Raw genomic sequence first — 21,609 nt, forward strand, 5'->3', positions numbered from 1 at the left:
AAACGCCCGGTTACATTCCGAACCCGGAAGCTAAGCCTTACAGCGCCGATGGTACTGCAGGGGGGACCCTGTGGGAGAGTAGGACACCGCCGAACTCCTTTTATAGCTCCGGCTCTTGGGCACACTGCCCGAGAGCCGGAGCTTTTTTGCGTTGAGGTAGGGTCAGGGGGCATCGTTGGCTCGTTTCCCACAGGAGGCCCCCGGGTGGAGGTCCAGGAGACCCGTGTCCAGACAGACCGGGTCCTCACCATCCCGAACATCCTCAGCATGGCGCGCCTTGTCGGCGTGCCCGTCTTTCTGTGGCTGATCCTTCGACCCGAGTTCGGCGGTCCGAAGAGCGACGGCTGGGCGCTCCTGGTACTGATGCTGAGCGGGATCAGTGACTATCTGGACGGCAAGCTCGCGAGGCGCTGGAACCAGATCAGCAGGCTTGGCCGGCTCCTCGATCCCGCGGCCGACCGGCTCTACATTCTCTCGACTCTGGTCGGTCTCACCTGGCGCGAGATTCTGCCAATCTGGTTGACCGCTGCGCTGCTGGCGCGAGAGCTGGTTCTGTTGGTGATGGTGGGCATCCTCAGGCGTCATGGGTATCCGCCGCCGCAGGTGAACTTCCTCGGGAAGGCCGCTACCTTCAACTTGATGTATGCCTTCCCGTTGCTTCTGCTCAGTGACGGAAGTGGGTGGCTCTCGTCACTCGCTGCTATTTTCGGATGGGCGTTCGCAGGATGGGGTACAACGCTCTACTGGTGGGCAGGAGTCCTCTACGTGGTACAAGTCCGCCGACTGGTTCGTGCGGACGCCATGGCCGATTGAGCTCGCCGGTTGGGCAGCTGTAGTGCCTCGATGGCCCGCGTCGGCAAAGTGCGGGACAATCTGGACGGGTGAAGTCGGCTAGACCGTCGTCTCTTCAAGGAGGACGCTTCCGACATGAAGGCCGTCGTGATGGCCGGAGGCGAAGGCACACGCCTTCGCCCAATGACCTCAAGCATGCCCAAGCCGCTTCTGCCAGTGGCCAATCGGCCGATCATGGAGCACGTGCTTCGGCTGCTCAAAAGGCATGGGCTCAACGAGACAGTCGTTACTGTCCAGTTCCTCGCCTCACTCGTCAAGAACTACTTCGGTGACGGCGAGGAGCTCGGGATGGAGCTGACCTATGCCAATGAGGAGAAGCCACTCGGTACCGCCGGAAGCGTCAAGAACGCCGAGGAGGCGTTGAAGGACGACACTTTCCTCGTCATCTCCGGTGATGCGCTGACCGACTTCGACCTCACCGAGCTGATCAATTTCCACAAGGAAAAGGGTGCGCTCGTCACTGTCTGCCTGACGAGGGTGCCGAATCCACTGGAATTCGGTATCACCATCGTCGATGAGGAGGGCAAGGTCGAGCGCTTCCTCGAAAAACCGACCTGGGGACAGGTCTTCTCCGACACCGTGAACACCGGCATCTACGTCATGGAACCGGAGGTCTTCGACTATGTCGAGGCCGATGTTTCCGTCGACTGGTCCGGTGACGTCTTCCCGCAGCTGATGAAGGAAGGACGGCTGGTCTACGGCTACATCGCCGAGGGGTACTGGGAAGACGTCGGTACGCACGAGAGCTACGTGAAGGCGCAGGCCGACGTCCTGGAGGGCAAGGTCGACGTCGAACTGGACGGTTTCGAGATCTCGCCCGGAGTGTGGGTTGCTGAGGGCGCCGAGGTGCATCCCGATGCCGTGCTCCGAGGGCCCCTCTACATCGGGGACTACGCCAAGGTCGAGGCCGGCGTGGAAATCCGCGAGCACACCGTTGTCGGCTCGAACGTCGTCGTGAAGAGCGGTGCCTTTCTGCACAAGGCCGTGGTGCACGACAACGTGTACATCGGCCAGCACTGCAATCTGCGCGGCTGCGTCATCGGGAAGAACACCGACATCATGCGCGCGGCCCGGATCGAGGACGGCGCGGTCATCGGCGACGAGTGTCTCGTCGGTGAAGAATCGATCATCCAGGGGAACGTGCGCGTTTACCCGTTCAAGACGATCGAGGCCGGCGCCTTCGTCAACACCTCGGTGATCTGGGAATCCAGAGGGCAGGCGCATCTCTTCGGTGCCCGTGGAGTGTCCGGAATCCTCAACGTCGAGATCACGCCCGAGCTGGCGGTGCGGCTGGCCGGTGCGTACGCGACCACCTTGAAGAAGGGGTCCACCGTCACCACCGCCCGCGACCACTCCCGTGGCGCCCGGGCACTGAAGCGGGCGGTCATCTCCGCGCTGCAGGCCAGCGCCATCGACGTACGGGACCTGGAGAACGTACCGCTGCCGGTGGCGCGGCAGCAGACCGCGCGGGGGAGTGCCGGGGGGATCATGATCCGGACGACGCCTGGGGTGCCTGATTCCGTCGACATCATGTTCTTCGACGGGCAGGGGGCCGACCTTTCGCAGGCGAGTCAGCGGAAGCTGGATCGGGTCTTCGCACGGCAGGAATACCGGAGGGCGTTCCCCGGGGAGATCGGGGATCTGCATTTCCCGGCCAGTGTGTTCGACTCGTACACCGGGTCGTTGCTGCGGAATGTCGATACGACCGGGATCGCGGAGTCCGGGCTCAAGGTTGTCGTGGATGCGTCCAACGGCAGTGCGGGGCTGGTGCTGCCCAGTCTGCTCGGGAAGCTCGGTGTCGATTCGCTGACCATCAATCCCGGTCTTGACGAGTCCAGGCCGACGGAGTCCGCGGACACCCGGCGGTCCGGGATGGTGCGGCTCGGGGAGATCGTGGCGTCGGCGCGTGCTGCTTTCGGAGTGCGATTCGACCCGGTGGGTGAGCGGCTTTCGCTCGTCGACGAGAAGGGGCGGATCGTCGAGGACGACCGGGCGTTGCTCGTCATGCTGGATCTCGTGGCTGCTGAAAGGCGCAGCGGGCGGGTGGCGCTTCCGGTGACCACTACCCGTATCGCCGAGCAGGTGGCCGCCTATCACGGTACCCAGGTGGAGTGGACGACCACGTCGCCCGACGATCTGACCCGGGTCGGGCGGGATGAGTCGACCATCTTCGGCGGAGACGGACGCGGTGGGTTCATCGTGCCGGAGTTCAGCAGCGTGTTCGACGGTTCGGCAGCCTTCGTACGGCTTATCGGGCTGGTTGCGCGGACGCAGCTCACGCTCAGCCAGATCGATGCCAGGATTCCGAAGGCGCATGTGCTCAAGCGGGACCTGGCGACTCCCTGGGCCGTCAAGGGACTTGTCATGCGGCGGGTTGTCGAGGCGGCCGGAGAGCGGTTCGTCGACACGACTGACGGCGTGCGGGTGGTCGAGACCGACGGGCGGTGGGTGATGGTTCTGCCCGACCCGGCGGAGGCCGTGACGCATTTGTGGGCCGAAGGGCCTGACGACGCCTCCGCTCAGGCGCTGCTCGACGAGTGGGCCACCGTTGTGGACGGCGCCGGTCGCTGAATCGAGGTCCACGCGCGCGTGCCGGACAGGGGTCCCCAATGGGGCCTGTCCGGCACGTCGGTGGGGCCGTTCGGAGGCAGTGGTCGCGACGTGGGACGATGTGCGGCATGCCGCAGCAGCCCCCCGTTCGGAGCATCCCCACGAGCCGTTCCCGCCCGGACGCGTCCATGTCGCTGCTCACCAACGTCATGGACCACAGTCTCGACGAGGGGTATGCCGAGGCGGCCGAGCGTAAGAAGGCCGCGGGCGACGGGGGTCTGCCGAAGCCGCTCAGGGCGAAGCTGGGCCTGGCCGCCGGGCTGGTGCTCGCCGCTCTCGTGGTGACCGTGGGAGCCGCGCAGGCGCGGGTGGCGGCGCCCGCGATCGCCAAGGAGCGCGAGGAACTGATCGACCGTATCGACCGCGAGACCGAGGCGGCCGACAAGTTGGAGGAATCGATCGACCAGCTGCGCGACGATGTCAGCGCGCGTCAGCGAGCGGCGCTGAAGTCCGGTGGCGGCAGTGAACAGGCTGACCTGGTGGGCATTCTGTCGGGTGCGATCGAGGTGCACGGACCGGGTGTGAAGCTCGTCGTCGACGACGCGAAGGAAGCCAGCAGCGATGCCGGCGGGGACGCGCGGGAGACCTCCGGGTTCTCCGACACCGGACGGGTGCGCGACCGGGACATGCAGCGGGTCGTCAACGGGCTCTGGCAGTCGGGTGCCGAGGCCATCGCGATCAACGGGCAGCGGCTGACGGCTCTGTCGGCGATCCGGGCCGCGGGAGACGCGATACTGGTCGACAACAAGCCGCTCGTGCCGCCGTACACGGTGCTCGCGGTGGGGGACGGCAAGCGGCTGAGCAGCAAGTTCCAGGACAGTGCCGACGGACTGTATCTGGCCGCGCTGCAGGAGAACTTCGACATCCGGACCAGCATCTCCGTGGAGCGCGACCTCCGGCTGCCCGCCGCACCGAGCGTGATCGTACGTACAGCACAACCGAGTACAGAGACAGAGAAGGGCACATCGTGATCGCGGTACTGGGCCTCGTCGTGGGAGTCGTGGCTGGATTGTTGGTCCGGCCCGAGGTTCCGGCGGTCGTCGAGCCTTACCTTCCCATCGCTGTCGTCGCGGCCCTGGACGCCGTGTTCGGCGGTCTGCGGGCCATGCTCGACGGCATCTTCGACGACAAGGTCTTCGTGGTGTCGTTCCTGTCGAACGTCGTCGTGGCCGCGCTGATCGTCTTCCTGGGCGACAAGCTGGGCGTGGGCGCCCAGTTGTCCACCGGTGTCGTCGTGGTCCTCGGTATCCGTATCTTCTCGAATGCCGCGGCGATCCGTCGGCACGTCTTCCGGGCCTGACGCCGATGAGCGACAACGACAAGAGCGGCGCGAGCGACAAGCAGGCCGACGCGGGCGAGAACCGGTTGCGCGAGGAACTGCCCGAGGAGGTCTCTCCCACGCCCTCGGAGGCCTCGGAGGCCTCGGAGGCCTCCGAGGCACGGGCCGTGGACGCTGCGGCCGTGACGGCCGGCGAGGAGCCTGGACCGTCCCTGACCGGCCGTCAGCGGCTGGTGAAGGGGCTGTGGCCGCCGCGGGTGACCCGGGCTCAACTCATCGTCGCCCTGCTGCTGTTCGGGCTGGGATTCGGGCTGGCGGTCCAGGTCGCGTCCACCAGCGACAGTGACGGGGCGCTGCGCGGTGCGCGTCAGGAAGATCTTGTACGCATCCTCGATGAACTGGATGACCGTACTCAGCGTCTTGAGGACGAGAAGCAGGGTCTCGAAGATCAGCGGACCGAGCTGGAGAACAGCTCGGACCAGGCTGAGGAGGCCCGTAAGCAGACGGTCGAGAAGGAGCGGCAACTGGGCATCCTGGCGGGCACGGTGGCCGCTCAGGGGCCCGGGATCACGCTGACCATCGAGGACACGAAGGGGACGGTCGAAGCCGACATGCTGCTCGACGCGATCCAGGAGTTGCGTGCGGCCGGTGCCGAGGCGATCCAGGTCAACGGTGTACGGGTCGTCGCGGGGACTTTTCTGGCGGACGAGGACGGCGGGGGAGTGAGCGTCGACGGGAACAAGATCGACGCTCCCTATCGTTTCAAGGTCATCGGCAAGCCACAGGACCTCGAACCGGCGCTCAACATCCCGGGAGGTGTGGTGCAGACCCTGGAGAAGGAGCAGGCCACCGTTACCGTGGAGCGGGCGGACAAGATCGTTGTGGACGCCTTGCGAGCGGCGAAGCAGCCTGACTACGCTCGGTCGTCCTCCCAGTGAACCGGGGGTGCATGGGGGCTGTCCGGGGAGGGCATGAGGTTGCGGGGGGTCGGCGCACCGAATGGGTGGTGCGTGGTGGAAACTGTCAGGTGGAGACGGACGTTGTGAGGATGTCCGGGTCGACCGGTAGGTGCAGTCAGGGTTCGTCCTGCCCCACGGGCGGGTCTGTTTCGGTCAAGGGGAATCGCCCGTGAAGTTGTTTGCGAAGTTGTTCGGCAAGAGCGCGCGAGAGGGCAGCGACAACGCGACCGCCCGCCATCGCGCACAGCCCGACGCGGAGGGTCAGCGCCCTCTGTTCCGGGACCAGGTCGGCGGTCCGGGCGGTGACGTTCCGGGAGGTCAGGGCGCGCCGTCTGTTGACCCTGCCCAGTCCGGGCGCATAGGTTTCGGGGAACCGTCAACCTCAAGTACGGGTGGAGAGTTTTCCTCCGACCCCTATGCGTCCAATGCCCCGGCGGGGCAGCCGCGGCAGGAGGATCCGTCGATGTCGGCCCTGGTGTGTACGAGGTGCGGTAACCGCAACGCGGAGAACAGCCGCTTCTGCTCCAACTGCGGTGCGCCGCTGCGAGCCGGGGCCACCCCCGAGCGTCCGTCGGAGACGACGTCCACGATCTCCATCTCCGGTATCGAGGCGTACGACGCCGAGGTCACCGGGCAGACGCAGATGCCGATGCTCTCGCCCGAGGCGCAGGCCGCAGTGGACGCGCTGCCGCTCGGGTCGGCGCTTCTGGTGGTGCGCCGCGGCCCGAACTCGGGCAGCCGCTTCCTCCTGGACGGCGAGCTGACCACGGCCGGGCGTCATCCGCAGAGCGACATCTTCCTGGACGACGTGACCGTGTCCCGTCGGCACGTGGAGTTCCGCCGAGGCCAGGACGGCATGTTCACGGTCTCCGATGTGGGCAGCCTCAACGGCACGTACGTCAACCGAGAGCGGATCGACTCTGTCGCCCTGTCGAACGGTGACGAGGTGCAGATCGGCAAGTACCGGCTGGTGTTCTACGCGAGCCAGCGGGGCTACTGACCCTCCTCCGGACCGAGTCCGGAGGGACCCCAGGGAAGGTCCATGCTTCAAACACCGAGCGGCGGTGCCGGCCACGGCATCGCCGCCGCGGACAGTGGGCTGATGAGCATCGGCACAGTGCTGAACGCGCTGCGCGACGAGTTCCCCGAAGTCACCATCTCCAAGATCCGTTTCCTGGAGTCGGAGGGGCTCATCGAGCCGCAGCGGACCCCTTCGGGGTACCGCAAGTTCAGCCCGGAGGACGTCGAGCGCCTCGGCCATGTCCTGAGAATGCAGCGGGACCACTATCTGCCCCTCAAGGTGATCAGGGAGTACCTGGACGCCATGGAGCGCGGGGAGGCCGTATCGCTCCCCACCGTGGGCCGTCAGCGGGACGGTGAGCCGAGCCTGGAGCCCGAGGGGCCCACAGCCGTCCGGATCGGCCGGGCGGAGCTGCTCGCCGCCGCCGGGATCGGCGACGAGGAACTCGAGGAGTGGCAGTCGTACGGGCTGGTCGTGCCGCTGCCCGACGGGGCGTACGACGCGGAGACGGTCACCGTCGCCGCGCTCGTCGCCGAGCTGGGGCGGTTCGGGATCGAGCCACGCCATCTGCGGGTGATGAAGGCCGCCGCCGACCGTGAGGCCGGCCTGGTCGACCAGGTGGTGGCCCCGCTCAGGCTCCACCGCAATCCGCAGACCAGGGCTCTCGCGGAGGCCCGAAGCAAGGAACTGGCGGGGCTCACGGTGAAGCTGCACGCGGCCCTGGTGCGGATCGCACTGGGAGTGCGGCAGCCCTGAGCGGAAAGGGCAAGCCGGAGGGCGGATCGGCCACCCGTTCCGTGCCCGACTACCCAAACGTCCCGGGCACGGCCTAGGGTTGCTGTGTGAACGAGCTCGATGTCGTAGGTGTCCGGGTCGAAATGCCCTCCAACCAACCGATCGTGCTTCTGCGGGAAGTGGGAGGCGACCGCTACCTCCCCATCTGGATCGGACCGGGGGAGGCGACGGCGATCGCCTTCGCCCAGCAGGGCATGGCCCCCGCACGACCGCTGACGCACGACCTGTTCAAGGACGTGCTGGAGGCCGTCGGCCAGGAGCTCACCGAAGTGCGCATCACGGACCTGCGCGAGGGTGTCTTCTACGCGGAGCTGGTGTTCGCCAGTGGGGTTGAAGTGAGTGCCCGCCCGTCCGACGCCATAGCGCTGGCGCTGCGCACCGGGACGCCGATCTACGGCAGCGACGGAGTGCTCGACGACGCCGGGATCGCGATCCCGGACGAGCAGGAGGACGAGGTGGAGAAGTTCCGCGAGTTCCTCGACCAGATCTCTCCCGAGGACTTCGGGACCAACAGTCAGTGAGCCCTGACGGCGACGGCTGACGAGGCTCGGGCGGCTCCACGGACCTGGTGGTCGGTGGAGCCTGTCCTTTTGCCCGGCGACGTCACGGATGATGGCAATTGCCAGCGGCGTGTGAGAGCGTCGTGCGGCCCTTGCGGAGCGCATTCGGCTAGCCTTTCCCCGCGGTGGGGTGCGGGAAACCACTCCTAGGGTGATTATCACTCGGCGTGCCGAGTGTGGCGATCGTTGACGCGCCCCTGGTGACTGCCTACCGTCGAGAAGGCAGGTCAAGGACGGAGGTCGGCGTGAGAAGCAGCGGCGACGGTACGGCTGGGGGTGCCCCCGGACGCGGTCTGGGGGAGAGCGGCCCGTACCCTCCCCCAGGCTCTCGGCTACGCTCGAGCTGGGGGGACCCCCATCACGGCAGCGCGGCCGATCACGTTCCGCCGCGGCCGACGGCTGTAGCAGGCGGCGGAGGGGCGACATCCATGGCGTCCGAGGAGATCGGCTACCGCGGTCCGACGGCGTGTGCGGCGGCCGGCATCACTTACCGCCAGTTGGACTACTGGGCGCGCACCGGGCTGGTCGAGCCGAGTGTGCGGCCCGCTCATGGGTCGGGGACGCAGCGGCTCTACAGCTTCCGGGACGTTGTCGTCCTGAAGATCGTGAAGCGCTTTCTCGACACCGGTGTCTCGTTGCAGAACATCCGTACGGCGGTCCAGCACCTGAGGGCGTGCGAGTTCCGGGATCTGGAGCGCCTGACGCTGATGAGCGACGGCGCGACCGTCTACGAGTGCACTTCCCCCGACGAGGTGCACGCGCTGCTCCAGGGCGGGCAGGGCATCTTCGGTATCGCCGTCGGTGTGGTGTGGCGGGACGTGGAAAGCGCTCTCTCGCAGCTGCATGGGGAGCGCGTCGACACCGGCGAGACGCTTGTCGGGCACAACCCCGCGGACGAGTTGGCGCGGCGGCGCAACCGGGCGGTCTGACCGCCCCTGCCTCGGTGTTCCGGGGCATTGTCAGTGGCGTAGGGCAGCATCGGACATGTGAGAAACGCGCCCACGATCCTGCATCTCGACATGGATGCCTTCTTCGCCTCGGCGGAGCAGGCGTCCAAGCCGAGTCTGCGCGGGAAGGCCGTGGTCGTGGGCGGGCTGGGGCCGCGCGGGGTGGTCGCGACCTGTTCGTACGAGGCGCGGGTGTTCGGGGTCCACTCCGCGATGCCAATGGCCCAGGCGCGGCGACTCGCGCCGAACGCCGCGTATCTCGTGCCGAGGTTCGGGTTCTACCGGTCGATCAGCGAGCAGGTCATGGCGCTGCTGCGGGCGCTGTCACCGCTGGTGGAGCCGCTCAGCCTGGACGAGGCGTTCGTGGATCTGGAGGCCGGGGAAGCGGCCTGGGACGAGGCGTCGGCGCGGCTGGCGGGGGCGAAGCTGCGCACTGACATACGGGCCGTCACGGGACTCACCGGGTCGGTGGGCCTCGCCGCCTCCAAGATGCTCGCGAAGATCGCCTCGGAGCAGGCCAAGCCGGACGGGCTGGTGCTGATCGAGCCCGGGACCGAGCGGGCGCTGCTCGGTCCCATGTCGGTGCGGATCCTGCCCGGGGTCGGGCCGACGACGGGCGACCATCTGCGGCGGGCCGGGATCAGTACGGTCGACGAGCTGGCCGAGGCGGGCGAGGACGAACTCGTACGGCTGCTGGGGAAGGCCCACGGGCACGGGCTGTACGCGATGGCGCTGGCGCACGACGAGCGGCCCGTGGTGGCCGAGCGGGAGACCAAGTCCGTGTCGGTCGAGGACACGTACGACGTGGACATCCACGACCGGGTCCGGGTGGGGACGGAAGTGCAGCGGCTCGCGGACCGGTGTGTGCGGCGGCTGCGCGGTGCCGGGCTGTCCGGGCGGACCATCGTCCTGAAGGTGCGGCGGTACGACTTCTCCACGCTGACCCGGTCCGAGACCCTCCGGGGGCCCACGGACGACCCCGGGGTGGTGCGGGAGGCGGCGGCCCGGCTACTGGAGTCGGTGGACACGACAGGTGGCGTGCGACTGCTCGGGGTCGGGGTGAGCGGCCTCGCCGACTTCACGCAGGAGGATCTGTTCGCCCAGGCCGCCGGGGAGCTGGCGGCCCTTGAGCTGGTGGAGGAGGCGGAGCACGAGGCCGTGGAGGACCAGGAGGCGCCTGCCGAGCGGCACTGGACCACGGGGCACGACGTACGGCATGGCGACTTCGGGCACGGGTGGGTGCAGGGGAGCGGGCTGGGGCGGGTGACCGTGCGGTTCGAGACGCCGGAGGCGGAGCAGCCGGGGCGGGTGCGGACGTTCCGTACCGACGATCCCGCGCTGGAGCCGGCGGATCCGCTGCCGTTGGTTTCCACCGGGCCCCGAAGACCCGAGGGTGTCGGGCCCGATCAGGAGTCGTCCGAGCCCGCCAGCTTGCCGAAGTCGTGGTCCGGGAACGGAGGAGGGGGCGCCAAGTCGAGACCGTAGTGGTGGTAGAGCTGGAGTTCCTGTTCCGGGGAGAGATGGCGGCCCACGCCGAAGTCGGGGGCGTCCTTGATCAGGGCCCGCTCGAAGGGGACGCGCAGCGTGCCGTCGATCAGTTCGCTGGGTTCAAGGGGTACGAAGGCGTCCCTGCTGAACAGCCCTGTCCGTATGGCTGCCCACTCCGGCACGCCCGTCGCGTCGTCGAGGTAGACCTCGTCGATCGTGCCGATCTTGGTGCCGTTGCGGTCGAAGGCCTTGCGGCCGATCAGGTGGCGCGGATCGATGTCGGTCTGCACGGCGGGCCCTCCGTATGGTCGCAACTCATCCGTAAGCACTACAAAAGAGCACTTCGGAGAAGGTGGCCACTCGAAGGTGTGTGCGTGGAGCCGCTGATAGGCTGGCCAGTGGCTGCTGACCCTGTGCGGGAGAGTCCTCCGGAACCTCGGAGGCGCCGAAGGAGCAACTCCTCCCCGGAATCTCTCAGGCCCCTGTACCGCACGGACGAGGTCACTCTGGAAAGCAGGGCGGAGTTCATGGTCTCCGCTCTCACCGACGGTGAAAACCGGGACGTCAGCGCGTTGGCAGCCCGGTGAAGCTCTCAGGTCGAGATGACAGAGGGGGAGGCCGTTCGGGCACCCGTGCCGTGGTGCCCCTCGAAGGTCGCAGACGACCAGGAGGCCTCCGTCATGACCGTCCACCGCACTTCGCTCGCCGTACTCGAACAGGGCACGCCCTTCGAGCGGCGCCACATCGGGCCTGATCGCGAGGACCGGGCCAAGATGCTCGCGCAGGTCGGATACGGCTCGCTCGACGAGCTGACGGCCGCAGCGGTCCCGGATGTGATCAGGAACGCCGACGCGCTGGACCTGCCGGGCGCCCGTACCGAGGCCGAGGTGCTGGCCGAGCTGCGGTCGCTGGCCGACCGGAACCAGGTGCTGGGGTCCATGATCGGGCTCGGGTACTACGGGACCTTCACCCCGCCCGTGATCCTGCGGAACGTGATGGAGAACCCGGCCTGGTACACCGCGTACACGCCGTACCAGCCGGAGATCTCGCAGGGGCGCCTCGAAGCGCTGCTGAACTTCCAGACCATGGTCGCCGACCTCACCGGGCTGCCCACCTCGGGTGCCTCGCTGCTCGACGAGGGCACCGCCGCCGCCGAGGCGATGGCGTTGTCGCGGCGCATGGGCAAGAACAAGAAGGGGCTCTTCCTCGTCGACGCGGACGCCCTGCCGCAGACCATCGCGGTCATTCAGACGCGGGCCGAGCCGGTCGGTGTCGAGGTCGTCGTTGCCGACCTGAGCGCCGGTATTCCGGACGACATCGCCGGGCGTGAGATCAACGGCGTGCTGCTTCAGTACCCGGGTGCTTCCGGTGCCGTACGGGATCTGAAGCCCGTCGTCGAGCAGGCGCACGGGCTCGGTGCCGTCGTCACCGTCGCCGCCGATCTGCTGGCCCTGACGCTGCTCACCTCGCCCGGTGAGCTCGGCGCGGACATCGCGGTCGGGACGACCCAGCGGTTCGGCGTGCCGATGGGCTTCGGCGGGCCGCACGCCGGATACATGGCCGTACGTGAGCAGTTCGCGCGCAGTCTGCCCGGGCGGCTCGTGGGTGTCTCCGTGGACGCGGACGGGCACAGGGCGTACCGGCTCGCTCTTCAGACGCGGGAGCAGCACATCCGCCGGGAGAAGGCCACCAGCAACATCTGTACGGCGCAGGTGCTGCTGGCCGTGATGGCCGGCATGTACGCCGTCCACCACGGGCCCGAGGGGCTGCGGACCATCGCCCGGCGCACCCACCGGTACGCCACGATCCTCGCCGCGGGGCTGACGGCGGGCGGTGTCGAGGTCGTCCACGGGGCCTACTTCGACACGGTGACCGTGCGGGTGCCCGGGAAGGCCGGCGAGGTCGCCGCAGCGGCGCGTGAGCACGGGGTCAATGTGCACCTCGTCGACGCCGACCTGCTGTCGGTCTCCTGCGACGAGACCACCACGCGGGCTCACCTGGGCGCCGTATGGACCGCGTTCGGGGTCGAGGGCGACATCGAGGCGCTCGACGCGGGTGCCGAGGACACGCTGCCGGGCGCGCTGCTGCGTACCGACGACGTGCTCACGCACCCCGTCTTCCACCAGTACCGCTCCGAGACCGCGATGCTGCGCTACCTGCGTCGGCTCGCCGACCGTGACTACGCGCTCGACCGGGGCATGATCCCGCTGGGCTCCTGCACCATGAAGCTCAACGCGACCACCGAGATGGAGCCGGTCACCTGGCCCGAGTTCGGCCAGCTGCACCCCTTCGCGCCCGCCGAGCAGGCGCAGGGTTATCTGACGCTCATCCGTGAGCTGGAGGAGCGGCTCGCCGAGGTCACCGGGTACGACAAGGTGTCGCTCCAGCCGAACGCCGGTTCGCAGGGCGAGCTGGCCGGGTTGCTCGCCGTACGCGGATACCACCGCGCCAACGGGGACGAGCAGCGGACGGTCTGTCTGATTCCGTCGTCCGCGCACGGGACCAACGCGGCCAGTGCCGTCATGGCCGGGATGAAGGTCGTCGTCGTGAAGACCGCCGGGGACGGTGAGATCGACGTCGAGGATCTGCGGGCGAAGATCGAGCAGTACCGCGACGAGCTGTCGGTGCTGATGATCACGTACCCGTCCACGCACGGGGTGTTCGAGGAGCATGTCGCCGACATCTGCGCGCAGGTGCACGAGGCCGGCGGGCAGGTGTACGTCGACGGGGCCAACCTCAACGCGCTGGTGGGGCTGGCCAAGCCGGGGCACTTCGGCGGGGATGTCTCGCATCTCAATCTGCACAAGACGTTCTGCATTCCGCACGGGGGCGGCGGTCCCGGAGTCGGGCCGGTGGGTGTTCGGGAGCACCTTGCGCCGTATCTCCCCAACCACCCCCTGCAGCCCGCGGCCGGGCCCGAGACGGGTGTGGGGCCGATCTCGGCGGCGCCCTGGGGTTCGGCGGGCATTCTGCCGATCTCGTGGGCGTACGTCCGGCTGATGGGCGGCGAGGGGCTCAAGCGGGCCACGCAGGTGGCCGTGCTGAGCGCCAACTACATCGCCAAGCGGCTGGAGCCGCACTACCCGGTGCTCTACACCGGGCCCGGCGGGCTCGTCGCGCACGAGTGCATCATCGATCTGCGGCCGATCAGCAAGGCCACGGGCGTGAGCGTCGACGACATCGCCAAGCGGCTCATCGACTACGGCTTCCACGCGCCGACGATGTCGTTCCCGGTGGCCGGGACGCTGATGATCGAGCCGACCGAGTCCGAGGACCTGGGTGAGCTGGACCGGTTCTGCGCGGCGATGATCGCCATTCGCGGCGAGATCGAGAAGGTCGGCGCGGGCGAGTGGCCGGCCGACGACAACCCGCTGCGGAACGCGCCGCACACCGCCGCCGCGCTCGGCGGGGAGTGGACGCACGCCTACACGCGCGAGGAGGCGGTCTTCCCGGCCGGGGTCTCGGCGGCCGACAAGTACTGGCCGCCGGTGCGCCGGATCGACCAGGCCTTCGGTGACCGGAACCTGGTCTGTTCCTGCCCGCCGCTGGACGCCTACGAGGAGTAGTCGACCTCGGACACACGTCGGGGCCGGTTCGCAGTGGATGTCTGCGGGCCGGCCCCTCTTTGTCTGTTCTGCTGTTCGGGCAGGCGCTCCTGGCGTCCGGAGGCTGCCCTTCGTGCGCGGCCGTCAGGCGGCCGTCATCACCGGTCCGGCGCCCGCCGGGCGGTGCGGGGCGATGATCTGGCCGTCGGGCAGTAGCTCACCGGTGTCCTCGAAGAGGAGAACGCCGTTGCACAGCAGGCTCCATCCCTGTTCCGGGTGGTGCGCCGTCAGGCGGGCGGACTCCCGGTCGGTGGAGTGAGCTGTCGGGCACGGTGGCTGGTGCTGGCACATTGATGGGATCTTTCGCTCTGTCGTGGAGTGTGAGATGGCTGTGGTGTCTGTCCTGCGGCTCGAAGCACTGTTCATGGCCGCCCCCGTTGGGAAAGTCGGTTCGAAACCAGTGTTGCTCTACGGGCGTCAATCCGCAGGTATTTAGCCGCACCGCTTCTCACAGGTTCAAGACGCATCACCCGGGCGGACGGTTCAGCCCAACTGGGCTGTCCGTTCGGGTGGTTCTTGGGGGCCGGAAAGGGCTAGTCCGGACGGGCCGCAAACCCTTAATGGCTCGTACGAGCGTATTGGCGCGCGAAAGAGCGACGTACCCCGCTGCCGGGAATTCGGCGGCGGGGTACGCGGGAATACGGAGAGTGCCGTGCCGTGTGCGTTCAGGCGGGAGAACTCAGCAGCGGGGCCGGAGTCACCCGATGGGTCAGGACCGGGAGCAGTTCGGCGACCCGGTGCGGACGGTGGGCGGCGATGCCGGGCGGGGCCGGCGCCAGCGGGACGAGCAGGTCGGTCGCGGCGGGGTGGCCCTCGGCCGCGTCGGCGGTGATGTCGCCGTGCAGCCAGAGCGTCAGCATGTACAGCTCGGGGACGGACAGCAGGCGTGCCTGGTAGGGCTGCTTCATCGTCTCGGCCTGGCGCAGGGCGCGCTCGGTGGAGGCGATGTAGGGGCCTTCGAAGAAGTGCGAGAAGGCCCAGCCGTCGGGGGTCAGTGTGGTCTCCGCCGCGGCCACCGCGCGGTCGCCGCAGCGGATCAGGAAGCGCCACCCGGTCAGCCGGGTGGTGGGGGTGCCCGCGGGGGTGATCCGGTCGAGGACGTGCACGGGCAGGGGGAGTTCGGGGGTGGCTGGTCCCTGGGCGGTGCGCAGGGCCGGGGTGCGTGCCTCGCGGACCGCGGTGGGGGAACCGAGTGCCGTGAGGATGGTGCGCAGTGCTGGCGCGGGAGCCGGGGGGACATGCAGCGGCATGGTGGGACGCCTCTCATTCGACAGGCAGGGTGGCGCGAGGGCGGGGGCGGACGGCGCTGTCAGCTCTCGAAGTCTCTCGGGGTCAAAGAGGCGGGGGCCGGATGCGCTGGCGGGGGTGCGGCCTGCCGCACGTCACCTGGACGGCAGGACCCAGGACCTGGGCGCCGACTCTCTGCCTTGTTCGCGGAGTTTATACGACACGTGTTCTGACTGTGTTTCGTCTAACCGTTTCCCGCGTGAAGAACAAGGGTCTATTCGGTCGGCGTTGCGTGGTGTTTCCACCGATTCTCGGCCCGTCGCACCGCGGTGACCTCGGTATACGCGCCTGAGGCGGTCGGCCAATTGTCGTCGGCGTTTTTCACGAGTTCGCAACTGCGCGAAACTGTCGAGTCGTTTGTCCGCACAAAGTCTGTCGCGCCATGCCGGACGAATGTGCCTCCGGTCATATGGGCCAGCGTAGCGGGCCACGGGCGCGCGTGGGACGTTATCAATCCCGCTGGGTGGGCATCATCCCACGTGACCCGGGACATCAGTGGCCGGATCTTCGGCCTGCCCATTCGAGGAAGGACGCTTCGATGGGGGAGAAGGTCGTGGCGGGGCAGTTCGACCTGTCCGATCGCCAGCGCTACCGCGCCAAGCTCCGGCAGTGCCTGACGGGGCTGGAGCGGCTGCTGGCCGAGAAGCGGTTCGACCGCCCCAAGAATCTCCTGGGCCTGGAGATCGAGCTGAATCTCGTCGGGCCCGACGGCATGCCGAAAATGATGAATGCGCAAGTACTTGAAAGGATCGCGAGCCGAGATTTCCAAACAGAGCTCGCCATGTTCAATCTGGAAGTCAACATCGCCCCCCACCGCCTCGACGGGCGGGTTTTCGACCGGCTTGCCGAGGAACTCCGTACGTCGCTGGCATATGCGCACCGGAAGGCGAAGGAGGTGGACGCGGGGATCATGATGATCGGCATTCTGCCGACGCTCGACCGGGACGACCTGGTCTCCTCCAACCTTTCCGACGTCGACCGCTACACCCTGCTCAACGACCAGATCGTGGCCGCCCGCGGTGAGGATTTCCTGCTCGACATCGACGGGGTGGAGCGCCTCTCGTGCACCTCGAAGTCCATCGCTCCGGAGGCCGCCTGCACCTCCGTGCAGCTGCATCTCCAGGTCACTCCGGCGCGGTTCGCCGATGTGTGGAACGCGGCGCAGGCGATCGCCGCCGCGCAGATCGCGGTCGGCGCCAACTCGCCCTTCCTGTTCGGCCGTGAGCTGTGGCGCGAGTCGCGGCCCCCGCTGTTCACGCAGTCCACGGACACGCGTCCGCCGGAGCTGCAGGCGCAGGGTGTACGGCCGCGCACCTGGTTCGGGGAGCGGTGGATCTCGTCGGCGTACGACCTCTTCGAGGAGAACCTGCGCTACTACCCGGCGCTGCTGCCCATCTGCGACGACGAGGACCCGCTGGACGTCCTCGACGACGGGGGTGTGCCGAAGCTCGGCGAGCTGGTGCTGCACAACGGCACCGTGTACCGCTGGAACCGCCCGGTGTACGGCATCGCGGACGGCGTACCGCATCTGCGCGTCGAGAACCGGGTGCTGCCCGCCGGGCCCACCGTCACGGACGTGATCGCCAACGCGGTCTTCTACTACGGGCTCGTCCGGGCGCTCGCCGAGGAGTCGCGGCCCGTGTGGACCCGGCTGCCCTTCGAGGCCGCCGCCGCCAACTTCGACGCCGCCTGCCGGCACGGCATCGACGCGCGGTTCCAGTGGCCCCGGGGCGGCCGGTTCGGCGGCATCGCGGAGGTCGACGCGGTGCATCTCGTACGGGACGAACTGCTGCCGCTCGCCGAGGCCGGCCTCGACGCGTGGGGGGTCGAACCCGCCGACCGGGACCTGTACCTAGGGGTGATCGAGGAACGGTGCCGACGGCGGGCCAACGGGGCGTCCTGGCAGGCGGCCACCTTCCACCGGGCGCTGGAGAAGGGGCTGTCCCGTGATGCCGCGCTGGCCGCGACGACCCGGCGCTACAGCGAGCTGATGCACGTCGGGGAGCCGGTGCACACCTGGCCGGTGGGGCTGCCGGAGCCGGTGCGTCTTGGGTGATGCCGGGGGCTCGGACTGGCTTCCGGTCCCCGGTCCCCGGCCTTCGGTCCCCGGCCTCCGGCCTCCGGCTCCCGCCACCTGGCACCCGGGCCCCGGAGCCGGTGCCTCTCGGGTAATGCCGGGGCCTCGGCTTCCGGGCCTCGGGCTCAGGGCCCCGGCCTCGGGCTCCGAGCCCCGGCCTCGGGCTCCAGGCCCCTGCCTCCGGGCCTCCGGCCTCCGGCCTTCAAGCCCCCTGGGCTCCGGCTTCGGGGCTCCAAGGGAACAGGTGGCGGTCAGGTGCCGCTGCCTGCTGCCACGATTGCCTGGAGGATCACTGTGTGGATCTGGGTCGGGTCCGTCACCTCGTAGCCCGAGCCGCCCGTCGCCCCGGCGATCTGCTGGGCCTCCTCGCGGTCGGCCTCCGGGCCCACCGCGATCATGATCAGGGGTACCGGACGCTCGGGGTTGGTGAGCTGTTGGAGCGTGCGGACCAGGGTCGAGCGTGTGATGCTGCCGGGGTCCTCGTTCACGCCGTCGGTCAGGATGACCAGTGCGTTGAACTTGCCCTTCGAGTACGAGGACGTGGCCGACTTGTAGGCGGCCAGTGTGGTGTCGTACAGGCCTGTCGCGCCGCCCGGGACCGGTTCCAGGCCGCCGAAGGCCGCCGAGAGCCGGTCGCGCTGGGTGCCGTCGCCCTTGCGGTCGCCGAGGCGTTCGGTCGGGACCAGGACGCGGTAGTCCTTGGCGCCGTCCAGCTTGGTGGAGAACTCCCACAGGCCGATCTCGTCCTCCGGCGTGAAGGTGGCGAGGGCCTGGAGCAGGGACGCCTTCGTGACGTCCATCCGGGTCCGGTCCGTGCCCGGCACCTGCTCCGCCATGGAGAAGGAGGCGTCGACGACCGTCGTGATCCGGGCGCTCTGCACGGTGATCGTCCAGGTGCCGAGGGCCTCCTGGAGCGCCGCCGCCGACGCGGGTTCGCCGGCCGCCCGCGCGTACGGCTGCGGGGCACGGCCGCCGGCCCGGGCGACCAGCGTGCCCGGGGCCCGCTCGTCGTCCGTCCGGAAGCCCCGCTGCTCCAGGAGCCGGAGCTGCTCGGGGCGGCGCAGAAACGTCATGAAGCGGATCGCGGCCCGGCTCTGGTCGGTCGTCAGCTCCGTCCCGTCGACCAGGGTGTACGGGTAGTCGAGCCGGGGCGATCCGTCCTGAGGGTAGAAGAGGCCGAGGTCCTGGGCCTTGTCCGCCGACGAGTTGTACGCGTACGCCGCCTGTTCCGCGAGGACGAGGGTCCGGTTGCGTTTCGGGTTGCCCTGTTCGGTGCCCGAGGAGTCGCGGGGCAGGGTGTCCAGGACCTGGCCGTCGCTGTCGGAGACGCGCTGCGACAGGGCCTTCATCAGGGCGGCGGCCTGGGTGGCGCCGTCCTCCGTCTTCGCGGCGGCCGTGCCGAGCTGGGTCAGGGCCAGCAGGCCGGTCGCGCTGCGCGCCGGATCGGCCGCGCCGAGCGCCAGATCGTCGTTCTCCAGGGTGGCGCCGACCAGCTCCGTCCAGGAGTACGTCTTCCGCGGCCACCCCAGCGCCTTCGCGGCGGCGGGCACCACGGCCACGCCCACCGGGGTCGAGGCGACGTTCCCGACGGTGGTCACCTGGGTCGCCCTCCCGTCGGCCGTGACCCGGTCCACCCAGACGTCCGAGTCGGGCACCCAGATCTGGGCGTCGGACGGCTTGCCCGTGCGCAGCGCGTCCGCGACCTTGTACGAGTCCCGGGCGGTCACCTCGATGTCGAGGCAGCGCCCGTCGGAGGTGACGCCCTGGTCGAGGGCCCGGTCGGCCGCGGATTCCAGCGCGGGAGCCAGATCCGGGGAGGCGGCGAGCGTCAGCCGTACCGGGTCGTCCCGGCAGGACGAACCGAAGGACAGCAGACCGGTCCGCACGGCGACTGCCGTGCCTCCGGCGATGGTGAGGACGAGCGCCGTGGCGATGGCGACCGTGCGGCGGCGGGTGCGTGAACGGGGGTCGCCCGCGCCCGCCTCAGGTCGATCGGGCAAGCTGTGACGTCCCATGACGGTGATGTCCCTCCCTGGTGAACAGAACACATGGCGCGAAACAGCCGATGAGCTGAATCGGCTGCATGGGCCGTATGGCAGGGATGGGGCGGCACGCCGGAAGCGGCGTCCGCCCCCCAAACGGCCTGTCGCGCAGGTTCTTCGCAACTTCTTTCGAGACCCTAGCGGGGCGAGGACGGGGATGCGGCGGGATTGAACAACTGGAGGCAGGAGTGCAGGTGGAGGCAGGCGCGGTGGCTGATTCTTTTCCTGAGGAGCGGCCGTCGCGACGGATTCTCCGGGACGAGACGCTGTTGGTTCTGGGGCTTTCGCTCGGTGCGAGTGGTATCTCCGCTCTGATCAGCTTTGTCGGATCGGTCACGAAACCGGGGGGCCTCAAGGACCAGGCGGCCACCCTCAACGCCTCGGCTGCGCCGGGCCGTCCATGGCTGGATCTCGCCTGGCAGCTCTTCGGCATCACGACGTCGCTGGTACCGGTCGCGCTGGTCGCGCACTTCCTGCTGCGGGAGGGGAAGGGGCTGCGGACGCTGGGCTTCGACCGCACCCGGCCCTGGCCCGACCTCGGCCGCGGGGCCGCGATCGCGGCGGTGATCGGCAGCAGCGGAATCGCCTTCTACCTGGCGGCCCGTGGCCTCGGCTTCAACCTCACGGTGGTGCCGGAGGCGTTGCCCGAGGTGTGGTGGAAGTACCCGGTGCTGATCCTCTCGGCGGTGCAGAACGCCGTACTGGAGGAAGTGATCGTCGTCGCGTATCTGCTGCGGCGGCTGAATCAGCTGGGGTGGACTCCGGGGACGGCGCTGGTGGCCAGTTCCGTACTGCGCGGGTCGTACCACCTGTACCAGGGCATCGGCGGGTTCATCGGCAACATGGTGATGGGGGTGGTGTTCGTGTACCTCTACCGGCGGTGGGGGCGGGTGGGGCCGCTGGTCGTGGCGCATTCGCTGCTCGATATCGGGGCGTTCGTGGGGTATGCGCTGCTGGCGGGGAAGGTGGGGTGGCTGCCTACCGGGTGAGTGGCTCGGGGGATGCATTGAGGGGGCGTACGAGGGGTTCGTGCGCCCCCTTCGCATGCCCTCAGGCGAGCAGCTCGCCGTCGATCGTGGTGACCGCCCGGCCGGTCAGCAGGGTGCGGTCGCCGCGGAGTTCCGTGCGGACCAGGCCGCCGCGGGCGGAGGCCTGGAAGCCGGTGAGGTCGGGGCGGCCGAGGCGCTCGGACCAGTAGGGGGCGAGGGCCGTGTGGGCGCTGCCGGTGACCGGGTCCTCGTCGATGCCGATCCGTGGGAAGAAACAGCGCGAGACGAAGTCGTGGCCCTCGGCGGGGTTGTCGGCGCGGGCGGTGGCGATGATGCCGCGTTCCGAGAGGGCGGCGAGGCTCTTGAGGTCGGGGGAGAGGCCCAGGACCGTCTTCTCGTCGGCGACCTCGATCAGCAGGTCGCCGATGTTCGGGCCGGTGTCGAAGGCCGTGAGCGGCTCGGCGCCCAGGGCCTCGGAGAGTCCGGCGGGGGGCTCGACGCGGGTGAGCGGGGCGGTCGGGAAGTCGAGGGTGATCGAGCCGTCCTCGCGGGGTGTCGCGCTGAGGACACCGCTGCGGGTCGCGAATCGTACGGGGCCTGTGTGGGCGCCCGTGGTGTGCAGGACGTGGGCCGTGGCGAGGGTGGCGTGGCCGCACATCGCGACCTCGGTGGCCGGGGTGAACCAGCGCAGGGCCCAGTCGGCGTCGGCGCCCTCGGGGAGGGGGTGGGCGAACGCCGTCTCAGCGTGGTTGACCTCCAGGGCGATCCGCTGGAGTCGGGTGTCGTCCGGGAAGGCGTCTAGGAGCATGACGCCGGCGGGGTTGCCGGTGAAGGGGCGGTCGGTGAAGGCGTCGACGATTCGAATGCGCATGGGATGACGCTAGGGGGGTGGTGGGGTGGGGGGCCAAGGCCAATTCGGGTGTGTTGGCCCGCTCCGCGGGGTTGGTGGGTGGGGGCGGGGGCGCGGGGTGGGTTTCTTCGCCCCCGCCGCCCTTACCCGTCCCATCCCTGGGGGGGGGGGCCCCCCCCCCCCCCCCCCCCCCCCACCCCGCCGGTGGGGCCAACTCCCCCCCGCGCGGCACCCCCCCCCCCCCCCCG

18 protein-coding genes, 1 rRNA gene and 1 riboswitch are annotated in these 21,609 nt (G+C 69.1%); of the genes, 14 read left to right on the forward strand and 5 right to left on the reverse strand.

The annotated features are described in order from the left end of the window. The 11 genes from rrf to ACWDR4_RS47120 all read left to right on the forward strand — a co-directional run. Nucleotides 1-95: ribosomal RNA gene (gene rrf, locus ACWDR4_RS47070) — 5S ribosomal RNA — on the forward strand; the annotation flags it as partial. A gap of 109 nt (nt 96-204) precedes the next feature. Next, entirely contained in the window at nt 205-813 is a 609-nt protein-coding gene (locus ACWDR4_RS47075; RefSeq protein ID WP_450417985.1) for a CDP-alcohol phosphatidyltransferase family protein, read from the forward strand. 114 nt (nt 814-927) lie between these two features. Further along, complete coding sequence (locus tag ACWDR4_RS47080) at nt 928-3,423, forward strand: sugar phosphate nucleotidyltransferase (protein ID WP_450417986.1); 2,496 nt, start codon at nt 928-930, stop codon at nt 3,421-3,423. Between the two features lie 107 nt (nt 3,424-3,530). Continuing rightward, nucleotides 3,531-4,433 (forward strand): DUF881 domain-containing protein, encoded by a 903-nt coding sequence (locus tag ACWDR4_RS47085; RefSeq protein WP_450417987.1) that lies wholly within the window; start codon nt 3,531-3,533, stop codon nt 4,431-4,433. Beyond that, a complete protein-coding gene (locus ACWDR4_RS47090; RefSeq protein WP_003988855.1) occupies nt 4,430-4,762 on the forward strand; it encodes a small basic family protein in 333 nt (110 codons plus the stop codon). The genes ACWDR4_RS47085 and ACWDR4_RS47090 overlap by 4 nt, the downstream gene beginning before the upstream one ends. A gap of 5 nt (nt 4,763-4,767) precedes the next feature. Continuing rightward, nucleotides 4,768-5,679, forward strand: coding sequence for a DUF881 domain-containing protein (locus ACWDR4_RS47095; RefSeq protein ID WP_450417988.1), 912 nt, complete (start codon nt 4,768-4,770; stop codon nt 5,677-5,679). A gap of 130 nt (nt 5,680-5,809) precedes the next feature. Further along, a complete protein-coding gene (locus ACWDR4_RS47100) occupies nt 5,810-6,700 on the forward strand; it encodes an FHA domain-containing protein (protein WP_450417990.1) in 891 nt (296 codons plus the stop codon). 42 nt (nt 6,701-6,742) lie between these two features. Then, nucleotides 6,743-7,477, forward strand: a complete 735-nt coding sequence (gene ftsR, locus ACWDR4_RS47105; protein ID WP_450417992.1) for a transcriptional regulator FtsR — start codon at nt 6,743-6,745, stop codon at nt 7,475-7,477. A gap of 86 nt (nt 7,478-7,563) precedes the next feature. Continuing rightward, complete coding sequence (locus ACWDR4_RS47110; protein ID WP_006123076.1) at nt 7,564-8,037, forward strand: bifunctional nuclease family protein; 474 nt, start codon at nt 7,564-7,566, stop codon at nt 8,035-8,037. A 284-nt stretch (nt 8,038-8,321) separates the two neighbouring features. Continuing rightward, the gene (locus ACWDR4_RS47115) at nt 8,322-9,005 is read left to right on the forward strand and encodes a MerR family transcriptional regulator (RefSeq protein ID WP_450417993.1); all 684 of its coding nucleotides are present in this window, start codon (nt 8,322-8,324) and stop codon (nt 9,003-9,005) included. 57 nt (nt 9,006-9,062) lie between these two features. After that, entirely contained in the window at nt 9,063-10,508 is a 1,446-nt protein-coding gene (locus tag ACWDR4_RS47120; RefSeq protein ID WP_450417994.1) for a DNA polymerase IV, read from the forward strand. Here the strand turns inward: ACWDR4_RS47120 and ACWDR4_RS47125 are convergent. Then, nucleotides 10,430-10,801 (reverse strand): PRC-barrel domain-containing protein, encoded by a 372-nt coding sequence (locus ACWDR4_RS47125; RefSeq protein ID WP_450417996.1) that lies wholly within the window; start codon nt 10,799-10,801, stop codon nt 10,430-10,432. The two genes, ACWDR4_RS47120 and ACWDR4_RS47125, sit on opposite strands and share 79 nt — an antisense overlap. A 116-nt stretch (nt 10,802-10,917) precedes the next feature. Further along, nucleotides 10,918-11,011, forward strand: a riboswitch (glycine riboswitch). 180 nt (nt 11,012-11,191) lie between these two features. Between ACWDR4_RS47125 and gcvP the strand changes: the two genes are divergently transcribed. Then, nucleotides 11,192-14,077 carry an aminomethyl-transferring glycine dehydrogenase gene (gene gcvP, locus ACWDR4_RS47130; RefSeq protein WP_450417998.1) on the forward strand — a complete coding sequence of 962 codons (2,886 nt, stop codon included), beginning with the start codon at nt 11,192-11,194 and terminating at the stop codon, nt 14,075-14,077. Between the two features lie 123 nt (nt 14,078-14,200). Here the strand turns inward: gcvP and ACWDR4_RS47135 are convergent, their stop codons facing one another. Further along, the gene (locus tag ACWDR4_RS47135) at nt 14,201-14,407 is read right to left on the reverse strand and encodes a DUF5999 family protein (RefSeq protein WP_450417999.1); all 207 of its coding nucleotides are present in this window, start codon (nt 14,405-14,407) and stop codon (nt 14,201-14,203) included. 374 nt (nt 14,408-14,781) lie between these two features. After that, entirely contained in the window at nt 14,782-15,366 is a 585-nt protein-coding gene (locus ACWDR4_RS47140; RefSeq protein WP_450418000.1) for a hypothetical protein, read from the reverse strand. 575 nt (nt 15,367-15,941) lie between these two features. On the opposite strand from ACWDR4_RS47140, the gene ACWDR4_RS47145 reads away from it, so the two are divergent. Next, nucleotides 15,942-17,459, forward strand: coding sequence for a glutamate--cysteine ligase (locus ACWDR4_RS47145; RefSeq protein WP_450418002.1), 1,518 nt, complete (start codon nt 15,942-15,944; stop codon nt 17,457-17,459). 272 nt (nt 17,460-17,731) lie between these two features. On the opposite strand, the gene ACWDR4_RS47150 is transcribed toward ACWDR4_RS47145, so the two are convergent. Then, nucleotides 17,732-19,495, reverse strand: coding sequence for a substrate-binding domain-containing protein (locus tag ACWDR4_RS47150; RefSeq protein WP_450418004.1), 1,764 nt, complete (start codon nt 19,493-19,495; stop codon nt 17,732-17,734). Between the two features lie 215 nt (nt 19,496-19,710). Here ACWDR4_RS47150 and ACWDR4_RS47155 point away from each other — a divergent pair, with 215 nt between their 5' ends. Then, on the forward strand, nt 19,711-20,511 hold the full coding sequence (locus ACWDR4_RS47155; protein ID WP_450418006.1) for a CPBP family intramembrane glutamic endopeptidase: 801 nt from the start codon (nt 19,711-19,713) through the stop codon (nt 20,509-20,511). A gap of 61 nt (nt 20,512-20,572) precedes the next feature. Here the strand turns inward: ACWDR4_RS47155 and ACWDR4_RS47160 are convergent, their stop codons facing one another. Beyond that, nucleotides 20,573-21,382 carry a PhzF family phenazine biosynthesis protein gene (locus tag ACWDR4_RS47160; RefSeq protein WP_450418008.1) on the reverse strand — a complete coding sequence of 270 codons (810 nt, stop codon included), beginning with the start codon at nt 21,380-21,382 and terminating at the stop codon, nt 20,573-20,575. Nucleotides 21,383-21,609 lie beyond the last annotated feature (227 nt).

The organism is Streptomyces sp. NPDC000878 (assembly GCF_053599695.1).

Coding starts and splice junctions, on each gene's coding strand:
- ACWDR4_RS47095 (WP_450417988.1), top strand. CDS start 4,768: ATGAGCGACAACGACAAGAGCGGCGCGAGCGACAAGCAGGCCGACGCG.
- ACWDR4_RS47135 (WP_450417999.1), bottom strand. CDS start 14,407: ATGTGCCAGCACCAGCCACCGTGCCCGACAGCTCACTCCACCGACCGG.
- ACWDR4_RS47140 (WP_450418000.1), bottom strand. CDS start 15,366: ATGCCGCTGCATGTCCCCCCGGCTCCCGCGCCAGCACTGCGCACCATC.
- gcvP (WP_450417998.1), top strand. CDS start 11,192: ATGACCGTCCACCGCACTTCGCTCGCCGTACTCGAACAGGGCACGCCC.
- ftsR (WP_450417992.1), top strand. CDS start 6,743: ATGCTTCAAACACCGAGCGGCGGTGCCGGCCACGGCATCGCCGCCGCG.
- ACWDR4_RS47145 (WP_450418002.1), top strand. CDS start 15,942: ATGGGGGAGAAGGTCGTGGCGGGGCAGTTCGACCTGTCCGATCGCCAG.
- ACWDR4_RS47150 (WP_450418004.1), bottom strand. CDS start 19,495: ATGGGACGTCACAGCTTGCCCGATCGACCTGAGGCGGGCGCGGGCGAC.
- ACWDR4_RS47085 (WP_450417987.1), top strand. CDS start 3,531: ATGCCGCAGCAGCCCCCCGTTCGGAGCATCCCCACGAGCCGTTCCCGC.
- ACWDR4_RS47080 (WP_450417986.1), top strand. CDS start 928: ATGAAGGCCGTCGTGATGGCCGGAGGCGAAGGCACACGCCTTCGCCCA.
- ACWDR4_RS47160 (WP_450418008.1), bottom strand. CDS start 21,382: ATGCGCATTCGAATCGTCGACGCCTTCACCGACCGCCCCTTCACCGGC.